The 13,583-nt window shown below is 62.0% G+C and carries 10 protein-coding genes; 2 read left to right on the top strand and 8 right to left on the bottom strand.

The genetic code is table 11. The features are described from left to right. Positions 1-392: 392 nt before the first annotated feature. Together V3W40_RS23695 and hutC are read right to left on the bottom strand one after the other, a co-directional pair. Positions 393-953, bottom strand: coding sequence for a HutD/Ves family protein (locus V3W40_RS23695; RefSeq protein WP_065925743.1), 561 nt, complete (start codon positions 951-953; stop codon positions 393-395). Then, on the bottom strand, positions 950-1,660 hold the full coding sequence (gene hutC, locus V3W40_RS23690; protein WP_223841674.1) for a histidine utilization repressor: 711 nt from the start codon (positions 1,658-1,660) through the stop codon (positions 950-952). The genes V3W40_RS23695 and hutC overlap by 4 nt, the downstream gene beginning before the upstream one ends. Before the next feature lie 147 nt (positions 1,661-1,807). On the opposite strand from hutC, the gene V3W40_RS23685 reads away from it, so the two are divergent. Then, a complete protein-coding gene (locus V3W40_RS23685) occupies positions 1,808-3,172 on the top strand; it encodes a formimidoylglutamate deiminase (protein ID WP_330215734.1) in 1,365 nt (454 codons plus the stop codon). Between the two features lie 129 nt (positions 3,173-3,301). Here the strand turns inward: V3W40_RS23685 and V3W40_RS23680 are convergent, their stop codons facing one another. From V3W40_RS23680 to V3W40_RS23655, 6 genes are all read right to left on the bottom strand, one after another. Further along, positions 3,302-3,871, bottom strand: a complete 570-nt coding sequence (locus V3W40_RS23680; protein WP_027605060.1) for a lipocalin family protein — start codon at positions 3,869-3,871, stop codon at positions 3,302-3,304. 30 nt (positions 3,872-3,901) lie between these two features. Continuing rightward, on the bottom strand, positions 3,902-4,156 hold the full coding sequence (locus V3W40_RS23675; RefSeq protein ID WP_027605061.1) for a hypothetical protein: 255 nt from the start codon (positions 4,154-4,156) through the stop codon (positions 3,902-3,904). Between the two features lie 176 nt (positions 4,157-4,332). Beyond that, a complete protein-coding gene (locus V3W40_RS23670; protein WP_027605062.1) occupies positions 4,333-5,343 on the bottom strand; it encodes a class 1 fructose-bisphosphatase in 1,011 nt (336 codons plus the stop codon). Positions 5,344-5,452: 109 nt separating this feature from the next. Then, positions 5,453-6,805: a DUF3999 domain-containing protein gene (locus tag V3W40_RS23665; RefSeq protein WP_330215741.1), complete on the bottom strand. Its 1,353-nt coding sequence runs from the start codon at positions 6,803-6,805 to the stop codon at positions 5,453-5,455. Then, on the bottom strand, positions 6,805-10,320 hold the full coding sequence (locus V3W40_RS23660) for a DUF2339 domain-containing protein (RefSeq protein WP_330215733.1): 3,516 nt from the start codon (positions 10,318-10,320) through the stop codon (positions 6,805-6,807). The genes V3W40_RS23665 and V3W40_RS23660 overlap by 1 nt, the downstream gene beginning before the upstream one ends. 133 nt (positions 10,321-10,453) lie before the next feature. Further along, a complete protein-coding gene (locus V3W40_RS23655) occupies positions 10,454-12,904 on the bottom strand; it encodes a glycogen/starch/alpha-glucan phosphorylase (protein ID WP_065925746.1) in 2,451 nt (816 codons plus the stop codon). A gap of 238 nt (positions 12,905-13,142) precedes the next feature. Between V3W40_RS23655 and V3W40_RS23650 the strand changes: the two genes are divergently transcribed. After that, entirely contained in the window at positions 13,143-13,577 is a 435-nt protein-coding gene (locus V3W40_RS23650; protein ID WP_024072902.1) for a YkgJ family cysteine cluster protein, read from the top strand. The last annotated feature ends 6 nt before the right edge of the window (positions 13,578-13,583 follow it).

The following is a 13,583-nucleotide window of genomic DNA, read 5'->3' as shown; positions in this document are numbered from 1 at the left end:
GGCGATCGATGCGCGAACATGGATGGTGCGAAGGAGAGTCTTACGCACACATCTTTACTTGTACATACAAGCATATGCAATCAAGCGGCCAACTTTCCGAGAGAGGTGTTAGGATTTTTCCGAAAAGCGTGTGCGAGCCTTGTAAATTAAGGCTTCGAGGCGTGATGAAATTTCTTGCGAAGGGGTTTTATAGCAAGGGAGGTGTGTCACGACAGCGCGGTTTTGCGCCGAGCTGGGGCGTTCGGTAACAAATTGGTGCAGGGACTGGAAACAGATTCTATAAGCGACACAAAAACAAATGTGGGAGGGGGCTTGCTCCCGATTGCGGTGTGTCAGCCCAGGATATACCCACTGATCCACCGCTATCGGGAGCAAGCCCCCTCCCACATTTTTTAACCCCGCGGGGTCAGTTCGATGATGCAGCAGCGACCCGTGACGGAAATATCCAGCAGACCGCTGTTACCGTCCACTTGCAGGCAATCGTGATGGCCCAGTACCTCGTCCAGCACCTTCACTTCATCCGCCACACTGAACACCAGCACCGTCTGCGCCGTGCTGAAAAACCGTTGCACACCATCCACCCACTGCAACCGCGCATGGTAACGCTGGGGCGAGTAGATCAGGTTGAAGTCGCGGATCGGCCCGGTAATCAAGCGGCATGAAACCTGGCTGTCGCCTTTGAAGGCGAACGGTTGCAGCGGTAACAACCCGCGCTGCTCCTCGCCATCCACGGTCAGCACCATGCCTGCGCCTTTGATCACGGTGATCACGCGCTGGTAGCCGGCAAAGGTGGAAAAACCGCCAGACTCGCCGATATCGGCAATCGACAGGCGCCAGCCGAAGCCTTCCAGGCCCTCGCCGGCATCGCGGGTGATTTCTTCGGTACTGCCGCCGCCGTTTTTCCACGGCATACGCGCGTAATCGGCGGCGCGCCAGACTTTTACTGCACTCATTTACTGAACCGTCCTTCCAGGCTGTGGCGGGAACCGGGGTGGATCAAACGCGCGGCAGTCACCGGCTGACGACCGGACCAGGTACGCCGGCGAATCAACAGGCACGGCTCGCTCGGCTCGATCTGCAGCAACTTGCACTCGGCAACGTCGGCGAGAATCGCTTCGACCACATGCTCGCCTTCGGTCAACGGCGCCACCTGGTTGAGATAGGCATAGGGGGTTTGCAGGGTGAAGTCCTGTTGCAGGTACTCCGGCGCGACCAGGGCGTTGACGAAACGGTCCTCGATTTGCACGGGAATATCGTTTTCGTAATGCACGATCAACGAGTGGAACACCCGCCCGCCTTCGCGCATTTCCAGGGCGACGGCGCGCTCGGAACCGGCAGCCTCTTCGCCCAGGGTGATGACCTGGCAGGTATGCCGATGACCGCGGGAGGCGATCTCATCGGCAATGTTGTGCACTTCGAACAGCGCCGACTGGCTCTTGGGCTCGGCGACGAACGTACCGACACCTTGCATGCGCACCAGCAAACCTTCGGCGGTAAGCTCGCGCAGGGCACGGTTGATGGTCATGCGGCTGAAGCCCAACTGGCTGACCAGTTCGCTCTCCGACGGTACGCGGTAATGGGGCGGCCAGTTGCCGTTGAGGATCTGCTGGCTGATCATCTGTTTGACGCGGGCATACAAGGGCGCCGGACTTTCGTCCATGTGGGCAGCCAGTGAAGACTTGGCGGGCGGAGTCGGCACAGGGAATCCTTGCAAGGGGAAAAGATGCATAGATTGCCGGAGTTTACCGAGCAGGCAAACGTCTGTATATGTATATACAAATAAACACACGACCGGGGTGCTCTAATCATGTCCGCTTTCTTTGCCGAACGCGCGCTGCTGCCTAGTGGATGGGCCAACGATGTACGTCTTGAAGTCAGCGCCGATGGCCTGCTGACACAGATTGAGGCCAACGCCAGCGCAGACGGTGCCGAACGGCTCAGGGGCCCGGTACTGGCGGGCATGCCGAACCTGCACTCCCACGCCTTTCAGCGCGCCATGGCGGGGTTGGCCGAAGTGGCCGGCAACCCGAATGACAGTTTCTGGACCTGGCGCGAGCTGATGTACCGCATGGTCGGCAAGATCAGCCCGGAGCAACTGCAGGTGATTGCCCGACAGTTGTATATCGAGATGCTCAAGGCCGGTTACACCTCGGTGGCTGAATTCCACTACGTGCATCACGACGTCAGCGGTCAGCCGTACGCCGACCGCACGGAACTGTCGCGGCAGATCAGCCAAGCCGCAGCGAGCAGCGGTATCGGGCTGACGCTGGTACCGGTGCTCTATACCCACTCCGGGTTCGGCGGCCAGGCGCCCAATGAGGGCCAGCGACGGTTTATCAACAGCACCGAAAACTACCTGGATCTGCAGGCGCGCATCAAACCGATTCTGGCGGCGCAGCCGGCGCAGCAACTGGGGCTGTGCTTCCACTCGCTGCGCGCGGTTACGCCACAGCAGATCAATGAGGTATTGGCCGCCAGCGACAAGACGTGCCCTGTGCATATCCATATCGCCGAACAGCAAAAGGAAGTCGACGACTGCCTGGCCTGGAGCGGCAAACGCCCGTTGCAATGGCTGTACGACAACGTCGAGGTCGATGAGCGCTGGTGCCTGGTGCACGCAACGCATGCCGATGCGGACGAGGTCACACGCATGGCCAGGAGCCGCGCGATTGCCGGCTTGTGCCTGACCACCGAAGCCAATTTGGGCGACGGGATTTTCCCGGCCGTGGATTTCCTCGCCCAGGGCGGACGCCTGGGCATCGGTTCCGACAGCCATGTATCACTGAGCGTGGTGGAAGAACTGCGCTGGCTGGAATACGGCCAGCGCCTGCGCGATCAACGGCGCAACCGTTTGTATCGCAGCGACCAGCCGATGGTCGGTCGTACGTTGTTCGATGCGGCGCTGGACGGCGGCGCACAAGCGCTGGGGCAGCCGATAGGTCGACTGGAAGTGGGCAAGCGTGCGGATTGGATCGTGCTGGACGGTAACGACCCTTACCTGGCGACAGCGACACAAGACGGCATCCTCAATCGCTGGCTGTTCGCCGGTGGTGATCGGCAAGTGCGCGATGTGCTGGTGAACGGCAAGTGGGTGGTGCGCGATGGGCGGCATGCCGGCGAGGAAGAAAGCAACCGGGCGTTCACTGAAGTCTTGAGAGATTTGCTGAGCTGACAGGCAACACATAACAAATGTGGGAGGGGGCTTGCTCTCGATTGCGGTGTGTCAGCTAGAAATAATCTGCTGATACACCGCTATCGGGAGCAAGCCCCCTCCCACAATTGGATCTGTAGTGATCCTGGGTTATTGCGAAGTCTTGGCCATCTGCTTATCCGACGTGCGCCAGATCAACCGCGTGGTGTCATACCCTTGCTGCCGCGCCCTGCTCAACAGGTCTTCACGGGTGTCCGCACTGACCGTCGGCGTGCGCGACAGGATCCACATATAGCGCCGGCTCGGGCTGCCGACGATGGCGGTCTTGTAGTCATCGCTGACGTACAGCACCCAGTAATCGCCCTTGGCGACGCCTGGCAGCAGTGACGTAAACCAGTTGTTGAATTCCACCCAGAGCTTGTCGGTCTTGCCAGGCACCTGCGGCGTGGCCGTGCCCTTGGCTTCTTCCCACTTCCACTCGGTGGTGAGGCAGCGGTTGAATACCGACATATCGCCATCAGGCAGCAATGTGTAGCGGGCTTCGGACTGCGCGCAGTTGCGCTGGAAGTACATCGGCAATCGAGCCAACTCATACCAGGTGCCCTGGTAACGCTTGAGGTTGACGTTGCTCGCTGTCTTGGGTTGCAGATCATCGCCAGAATGGCTGGCGCAGCCCGCCAAAAACAGGCTGGCGCAAAGGAACAAAACAAAACGCATCATTCTTCTTCTCCCGCAGGCTTTCGCCCCGGTTTACTTCAGGCCTTGCCCGGAAAACATCAGAACTTTGTCACCGGCATATTGAACGCTGATAAAGCTGTTTTTATCGCCCCATGTGCAGCTGGACATGCCCAGTGCGCCGGAACAATCGGTCGGCTTGCCCAGCAGCGACTCCACCTCGGCCTTAGGCATGCCGGCCGACAACTTTGCGTAGTTTTCTTGATTGACCTTGCTGCAAGCGGCCAACAGCACGCAAAAGGCCAGCAAAGCGAGACGGCGTAACGACATGGAATAACTCCTGGAGGGACGAAGCAGCTTGGGTATCTGCCAGAAGCTTAGAAGGGAAAAGAGGTGTCTGGTTCCCGACGAACGAAAACAAAAAAGCCCCGAAAACGCTGAAACGTTTCGGGGCTTCTTTAAGGGTGAACCGGCTCACAACAACGCCGTTCACTTATCGCCGCAGCTTACTTCTTGTGGTAGGCGGTCACACGCTCAACTTCTTCCTTGGAACCCAGGAACACCGCCACACGCTGGTGCAAGCCGTCGGGCTGGATATCGAGGATGCGCTGGTGGCCGTCGGTGGACGCACCGCCCGCCTGTTCTACCAGGAAGGACATCGGGTTGGCTTCGTACATCAGGCGCAGTTTGCCCGGTTTGGACGGCTCGCGGCTGTCGCGTGGGTACATGAACAGGCCGCCACGGGTCAGGATACGGTGTACGTCGGCCACCATCGCCGCGACCCAACGCATGTTGAAGTTCTTCTTCAACGGGCCTTCTTCGCCTTCCATCAACTCGTTCACATAGCGCTTGACCGGCTCTTCCCAGTGGCGCTGGTTGGACATGTTGATCGCGAATTCCTGGGTGGAAGCCGGAATGGTGATGTCTTCATGGGTGAGGACGAAGCTGCCCATTTCACGGTCCAGGGTGAAGCCTTTGACGCCATCGCCCAGGGTCAGCACCAGCATGGTCTGTGGGCCGTAGATCGCGTAGCCGGCAGCGACCTGCTCAGTGCCCGGCTGCAGGAAGGCCTTTTCGTTCAGGGCTTCGTTCTGGCTCAGGTATTCGTTCGGGCAACGCAGTACCGAGAAGATGGTGCCGACCGGGGCGTTGATGTCGATGTTGGACGAACCGTCCAGTGGGTCGAACACCAGCAGGTAGGCGCCCTTCGGGTATTTGCCCGGGATCTGGTAGGCATTGTCCATTTCTTCGGACGCCATGCCGGCCAGGTGACCGCCCCATTCGTTGGCTTCGAGCAGGATTTCGTTGGAAATCACGTCGAGCTTCTTCTGCACTTCGCCCTGCACGTTTTCAGTGCCCATGCTGCCCAGGACACCACCCAATGCGCCTTTGGACACGGCGTGGCTGATTTCCTTGCAAGCACGCGCCACCACTTCGATAAGGAAGCGCAGATCGGCAGGCGTGTTGTTGCTGCGGGTCTGCTCAATCAAATAGCGACTCAAGGTAACGCGGGACATGGAAGGCTCCGATGAAGGGGGGGCTAAAAACCCGCGCAGTTTAACGCGAGTCGGGGGTGTATTTCCTCCTATCAGAGGATTTAAACCCAATAGAGTTCATGGACTTTATTTAACGTGCCTCCGGCGGCTTGCGCAGCAAACTGTAGGCCATGCCTCCCAGCGCCGCCACGCCGAGCAGTAATACGGCCCAGAGTCCGAGTTTTTTCCAGTTCGGCCCGCTGTCGACCGCCGCCGGGACCGCTGGCGAAGTGACCGCGACGGCCCCGGCCACCTTGGCCTGTCCCAGGGTGTTGAGGCGCTCGGCGGTGTAATCCGGGATCAGCGTCGACAACGGCAGGTTCGCCGCCTTCACCGAGGCATTCCCCAGCGCCAGCGTGAACGGCGGCTCGCCCCGCGCCAGGAACACCAACTGCGTGGCGCGCACCGCGAAGTGCAGGGCCGGCGCTTCGACGCCCAGGCCACCGCCGCGCTCGTCGACCTGCAACTTGAGTTCGGTGACCGTCTGGCCGGGCAGTTGCAACTCGTCCTGCACCACATCCTGGCCATTCTGGGTCAGGCGGTAGAGCAGACCATTGCTCAGCGGCTGCCAGGCTTGATTGCCATCCCGTCGCCCCGCCAACGTCACCGGCGCCAGCGTATTGGGCTGCTTCAGCTCGATACGCAAGCGTTCGACACCCAGCCCGGTGGGCAGCTTCCAAGTGTACTCACCCGCCTTGAGCCGCGTGCCCGAGAGCGGCTGCGACCAAACCAGCGGCAGCGGCAGGCTGCTGCTGGTGGCACTGGCCAACCTGGCAGAGGTCAGCAACGGTGCCGCCTGCCCCTTCCACACCAGGCGCAGGTAACGCGCGGACTGGCCCGGCAAACTGACGTCATGCTGCTCGACCCGCTCGTCGGCAAACGACAAACGCGCCACTTGCCCATCCCCCCAGGATTGCCAGTGCTGCAAGTCATCACTGGCTTCAATGCTGAAGCGCTGGAAGCCCTCCTGCTCGCGGCTCCAGTCCAGGCTCAACTGCTGCAACGGCGCCTTGATTTTACTGGCATCGAGCACCCAGCCACGCAGCACCTGCTTGCCGGGCTTGGGTGCGGTGGACGGTTTGATTTCCACCAGGGTGCCTTCGGCCGTGGTTTTCATCACCACACCGGGCAAGGTTGCCTGGGTGTCGGCGGCGTACAGCGGGAACCACTTCACGTCGGTGACTTCACGACTTTCGGTGCGTTGCGACGCTTGACGCGACAGCGCGTAGGCCTGGGGTTCACCGGCAGCGTTAAACACCCGCACATCGCTGAGGTCAGCCTGGCGCGCATTCAGTTGCACGGCCAAGGGCAACTCAAGGCGATACCAGGGGCCGTTGCCGCTGACGCTCAGCGGCACCTGGCTGCTGAAGTCGGCCGGCGTTTCCTGCGCCCACACCGACAACGTCGTACACATGCCCAGCACGACCACGCTCAACTTACCGATCAAGAGGATGCTCCTTCAGTTTCCAACCCAGGTTCGGCACGCTTGGGCGGCAGCGGCGCAAAGTAGCCCACCACCAGCAACAACCCGCCCACGCCGATAAACGACACGATCCGCGCCAGGCCGCCACGGTTGCTCAGCTCGACAAAGAACAGCTTGGCCACCACCACCGCGATCAGCGCCGCGCCGATCAGCCACACTTCGCGGCGATGGCGCAGGTGGCCGCCGATCATCAGGCCGAGGGCGATCAGGGTCCAGACAATCGACAGGCCGGCTTGCACCAACATCGATTCCAGCAACCCATCCAGATGGAACGGCACGCCGCCCCAGTGGTGTGCGGTGCGCATCACCAGGGCCGTAAAGAACGCGAACAGCGAAATACCGGCAATGCCTTGGGCGATCAATTCAGCACGCGGCCCGCGTTGCGGCGCCACGCTGCGCGACCACAGGTACACGCCCAGCAGCGCAAACAGCAAGCCGAGGTCCAGCGGGTTGAGCAACGGCACATAGGGCAGCGGCCTGGCCGTGCCGTCGCTGAAGGTATTCGCCAGCCAGAACCAGCCCAGCATCAGCACCGCCAATGGGAGTGCCGCCAGCACTCGATATTCCCGTGGATACGCCGACACCGGCCACGGCCAGCGACGCGGTGCAGCAGCCAGCACCAGGTACAGACTTGGCAGGATTGCCCAGCCCAGCCAGCGCCAGGCGTTGTATTCGCTCGACAGCAACAACAGGCCGTAGCGCAGCTCCAGCGCCAATACGCCGATCAGCATCCAGCAACCCAACACGTGAGCAACGCTCAGGACGGTGGCCGGCACCAGCGTCGCCAAACGCCGCAGCGCGATGAAATGCACCCCGAACACCGCCAGCCAGGCCAGCCAGCCGTAGTGCGCTGCCGGGTGGTAATAATTATGCGCAGACACCAGCAATACCATCCCCGCCGCCGGCATCAACAGGGTGCAGAGCATGCCCAGGGACGCCCAGCGCAGGCGCGTCGCGAGCAACGCCCAGATCGCCACGCTGACCGCCGCACTACCCAGCAGGAGCGCACCCCGCAGCTCATCGGGTATAAACCGCAGCACTTCAGCGATCAGCGCCAACGCCCACCACGCCGCGCCCCACACCAGCAGCAGGTCCGACAGGCGTTGCAGCTTGAGTACGGCAAACACCGGCGCATGGGGTTCACGCTGCAGGCGCCAGGCACCGATCAAGGCGGCCAGGCCCAACACCATCGGTGTCCAGAACCCGCTATGCCCCAGGGGACGCAGGCCCTCGCTGGTCAAAGGCCCGAGCAGCTCCGGCACCGCCAGCAGGAACGACGCGCCGCCGATCACTTGCAGCAGTAACCCGAACACGAAACTGACGCGCTGTTGCAGGTACAGGCTCAACCAGATGATCAACAACCCACTGGCCGCCCACACACCGCTGGCGCTTTCCCATGGCAGTACAAACAGCACGGCAAGGTTGATCAGCACCAACCCGGCCAGCAGCACCACGGACAGCCCGCGCAACAGCCGTACATCGCTGCGCACCATGTCATCGCGCGCCGCCAGCAGCATGCCGCCGATCAACGCCAGGCCGATCAACGACGCGCTGAGCAGGCCGCTCCAGCCGGCGTTGAATACCGCTGCCGAGTCGCCGCCTTGCAAGCGCAGCAGGAACAACGCCCCGGCCAGCAGTTGCACGGCAAACGCCGTGAACAGGAAGGTGCGCGAGCCAATCCGCAAGCCGATGAACAGGGTCGCCAGGCCGGCGAGCGCCCAACTGATGGCAGTGCCTTGAGTCAGCAACAACAGCGGCGCGAGCAGGTACACAAAGGCCAGGCCGAGGCTGGCCAGAACCGGCAGGCCCTTGCGCTCCCACCCCGCCGCCTGCTCCGTCGCGGCCCTGCGCAGTTGGTCGAAGCTGAACAGCAACGCCGCGCCCAGCAGCAACGCCCCCAGGGGCGCCCCCTCCAGCAGCGTGTGTTCGCCGATGCGCAGCTCACTGAGAAACGCCAGCGCCGAGCCCAATTGCAGCAACAGGCCAAATGCCCGCGCCAACGGCCGCTGCTGGCGCAAGCCGAGCCAGAAGATCCCGGCACCTTCCACCGCCCAGGCGGCTGCGGTCCATCGGGCATCGAGGCCCAGGGGAATCGCCAGGCTGGCAAAGATCACCCCCAGGGCCAGGCAGGTTTCCGCCAGCAGCAAGGCGCGCCCGCCATTGAGCACGCGGGCCAGGCCCATGTAGAGGATGCCCAGGCCCAGCGCGCTGAATGCTGCGGCGAACTCAAGGTGTTGCACCAGCGCGAACTGCAGGCCAAACCCCACCAGCGGCGGGCCGAACAGCATGCTGCCATCAACGTAATCGCCCTTGGCCGCCGACCAGCGCAACAACGCATCGCGACCTTCGGGGGCGTCGCCCATCTCCCGCAATTTGCGCCGGGCGAACAACAGGCCGATAGCCAGGTACATCAGGAAAAACAGGATCAGGAACGGCTCGGTACTCCACAGCAACTCAGGCGTATAGGAACGCATGCCCCAGGCAAAGCCGATACCGAAGGTGCCGACAAAGCCGATCAGGTTGAGCAGGCGCCAGGCCTTGAACCAGGCGATGGCGAGGATACCGGCATTGAGCAGGGCAAAATAACTGAACAGCGCGACATGATTACCGGCGCCGGTGGACGTGAGGATCGGCGCCGCGAAGCCGCCGAGCGCTGCCGCACAGGCCAGTCCCAGCGCATCCTGGGTAATCGCCAGGATCGCCGAGAACACCGTGACCGCCACCAGCAGGCCCAGCGCCGCGCTCGGGTCGATCAACGGGTGCAGGCGCATCGCGGCAAACACCGTCAGGTACAGCACCGCGATCCCGGTGCCTTGCAGCATCAAGCCGTAGTTGCTGTTGCGCAGCCGCAGCCACCAGCCCAGGCCCAACAGGCCAAGGGCCGCCGCCGCAACGCCGGCGTAACGCAGTTCGATCGGCACCACCATACCTTCGGTGGCGTAGCGCAGCAGGAACGCCAGGCCGAGAAACAGCAGCACCACGCCGACACGCAGCACGGTGTTGCCACCAAACAGCCAATTGCGTGCGCCGCTGATGGCGCGTTCGATCAGGTTGGGGCCACGGGGAGCGGCAGGTTCTTGAGGCGGGCGTGGCGTCGGGGCAGGCGTCCAGACGTCATCCGGCAAGGGCTGGCTCGGTTCGGCGACCATGGCGACAGGCGTCAATTCAGCCGGCAGCTCCCACACCAGTTCAGGCGCCTTGGCGACAGGTGCCGCCTCAGGGACAGGCGGCTCGACGATGACAGTGCGTGTCGGCGTGGGTACTTCCAGTTGCCGCAGGCGCTCACCCAGGGCGATCAACGCCTTCTGCGTGGCTTCCAACTGAACAGCCTGTTGCTGCGCCTGGGCCGCCAGCTTCGACAGGCGAATCGCCTGGCCAATGCCCAACCCCAACAGCGCACCAATGCCCGCATCATAGAACGACTCATCGAGCGTCCAGCCGAGCACCAGGCCAATCAGCATGAAAATCCATTGCATGGTCGATATTCCCTAAACAAACCGTGCTGTAGGAGCGAGCTTGCTCGCGAAGAACGCAAAGATACCGCGTTAAATCAGAAAGCACGCGTTATCGTTGGCGTTTTTCGCGAGCAAGCTCGCTCCTACAGTAGATCTAGTCGAGGGCTTTCCAGATTTCCGTAGCGTACTCGCGGATCGTCCGGTCCGACGAGAACCAGCCCATCCGTGCGGTATTGAGCACCGCCGAACGCCACCACGCCTTGGAATCATGCCAATGCGCTTCGACCCGCGCCTGGGCGTCCCAGTAGGAATCGAAGTCGGCGCAGACCAGGAAGCGGTCGTAGTCGATCAACCCGTCGATCAAGCCCACATAGCGGCCCGGATCGTCCGGCGAGAACACCCCGCCCCGAATCGCTTGCAGCACATCGTTCAGACGATGGGACGCCGCAATATCGGGCCCGGCGTTGAATTCCCCGGCGTGTTTACGTGCCTCGACCTGCTGTGCGCTGAGACCGAAGATAAACATGTGATCGGCGCCCACGCGCTCGTGCATCTCCACGTTGGCGCCGTCCATGGTGCCGATGGTCAGCGCGCCGTTGAGGCCGAACTTCATGTTGCTGGTGCCCGAGGCTTCAAAGCCGGCGGTGGAGATCTGCTCCGACAAGTCCGCCGCCGGGATGATGCTTTCCGCCAGGCTGACGTTGTAGTTGGGCAGGAACACCACCTTGAGCAGCCCACGTACGGTCGGGTCGTTGTTGACGGTGCGCGCGATGTCGTTGGTCAGCTTGATGATCAACTTGGCCTGGTGATAGCTGGCCGCCGCCTTGCCCGCGAAGATCTTCACCCGTGGCACCCAGTCGGTGCCCGGCTCGGCACGGATCGCCTGGTACAGCGCCACGGTGTGCAGCAGGTTGAGCAACTGGCGCTTGTATTCGTGGATACGCTTGACCTGCACGTCGAACATCGCCGCCGGGTTCACCGAAATGCCCAGGCGCTCATGGATGATCTCGGCCAGCGCACGCTTGCTGTGCAGGCGCTGGTCGGCAAAGGCTTTGCGGAAGGTCTGTTTCTCGGCGAAGGTTTCCAGCTCGCCCAGGCGGGTTTCGATGTTGTCGAGAATGTCCGGGCCCAAGGCTTCCACCAGCATATCGGTGAGCTTGGGGTTGGCCTGGTACAGCCAGCGGCGGAAGGTAATGCCGTTGGTCTTGTTGTTGATGCGCTCCGGGTAGAGCTTGTGCAGTTCGGAGAACACCGTGCTGCGCATCAGTTGGGTGTGCAGGCCGGACACGCCGTTGACGCTGTGGGAGCCGAGGAACGCCAGATTGCCCATGCGCACACGGCGGCCGTTGTCTTCTTCGATCAGGGACACAGCGCGCAGCACGTCGAAGTCATGGATGCCCTTGGCGCGCAGCGCATCGATGTGCTGGGCGTTGATCAGGTAGATGATCTGCATGTGCCGGGGCAGCATGCGTTCCATCAGGCCGACCGGCCAGGTTTCCAGGGCTTCGGGCAACAGGGTGTGGTTGGTGTAGGACAGGGTTTCGACGGTCACATCCCACGCGGCTTCCCACGGAATGTCGTGCAGGTCGACCAACTGGCGCATCAACTCAGCCACGGCGATCGAGGGGTGGGTGTCGTTGAGTTGGATCGCCGCGTGTTCGCCCAGGCTCAGGACCGAGCCGTGCATGTTTTTGTGGCGGCGCAACAGGTCTTGCAAGGAGGCGGCGACGAAGAAGTATTCCTGGCGCAGGCGCAGTTCCTGCCCCGCTTCGGTGCTGTCCGCCGGGTAAAGCACTCGGGAGATGCTCTCGGCGCGGGCCACTTCGGCGACGGCGCCCAGGTGGTCACCGGCGTTGAAGCGCTCCAGGTGCAGGTCTTCCACCGCACGGGCACGCCACAGGCGCAAGGTATTCACGCTGGCGCCGCGCCAGCCGACCACCGGGGTGTCGTAGGCAACGGCACGCACGGTTTCGTTGGGCGTCCACACCTGGATCAGCTTGCCGGAGGCATCCGGCAGGGTCTCGACGCTGCCGCCAAAGCCAATCGGGTAAATCACCTCGGCCCGCTCGAATTCCCACGGGTTGCCGAAATCCAGCCAGCGTTCGGTCTGTTCCTGCTGCCAGCCATCGACAATCGCCTGGCGGAACAAGCCGTGCTCATAACGAATGCCATAACCATGGCCGGCGATGCCCAAGGTCGACATGCTTTCCATAAAGCACGCGGCCAGACGGCCGAGGCCGCCGTTGCCAAGCGCCGCGTCGGGCTCCAGCAGGCGAATGCGTTCGAGGTCCACACCCAGCTCGGACAAGGCTTCGCGAGCGATCTCCAGCACGCCGAGGTTGCTCAGGCTGTCGTAGAGCAGGCGGCCGATAAGGAATTCCAGGGAGAGGTAATAAACCCGCTTCTGGCCTTTGCGGTAGATACGCCGCGTGTGATCCATCCAGTGGTCGACCATCTGGTCGCGGGCGGCCAGGGCAATGGCTTCGAACCAGTCATGGTCGAAGGCATGGTCCGGGTCTTTGCCCACCGCGTAGGTGAGTTTGGTCAAGACAGCATCGCGGAATGCGGCTACCTCTGCTTCTCGTGCAAGCGGTTCCTGAGACATCGGTGTGACCTCGGGCGAGATTGAAAGAGTTGCTAGAGCCTAGTCGGTCTGACAGACGGTAGACGCTCTGGTTCGGCAGTTTTTTAACTCATTCACCTTTACAGGCATTTGATGCAGGGGTCGTGCCCGATCGGCCCATGTCCAGCCTTTGAGCTGAAATACGCAAAATATTGTTCAAAAAACCACCAATCCCGGTATGATCGCGCGCCCGGATACAGCCCCACCTTTTGGAACCCCGATGAAGCCTCAACTGATCGCCGCCGCGGAACTCGACCGTCTCGAGACTTGGCAGAAATATTCCGCCCATATGTGCGGCGGCTGCGTGTCCAGCTGCTGCACGCTGCCGGTTGAGGTGAAGATCAAGGACCTGATCCGCATTGGCATCGTCGATGAATTCGAGCGCGGCGACCCGCCGAAGAACATCGCCAAGCGGTTGCAGAAGGAAGGCATCGTCGAGCGCTACAACAACAAATCCGAGATTTTTACCCTGCAGCGCATGAGCAACAACGACTGCCTGTACCTGGATCGTAAGACGCGCTTCTGCACTATTTATGACAAGCGCCCGGATACTTGCCGCAACCACCCAAAGATCGGGCCGCGCCCGGGGTATTGCGCGTACAAGCCGAAGGAAGTGGTGCGCGAGACCAAGTTCAAGACCCTCGACAAGTTCTGATCACAA

Source organism: Pseudomonas sp. AM8, from assembly GCF_036346475.1.
In the GTDB taxonomy this organism is placed as follows: Bacteria; Pseudomonadota; Gammaproteobacteria; order Pseudomonadales; family Pseudomonadaceae; genus Aquipseudomonas; species Aquipseudomonas marginalis.
The sequence above is the reverse complement of the archived record's forward strand: the minus strand, read 5'-3'. Positions and strand labels throughout refer to the sequence as shown.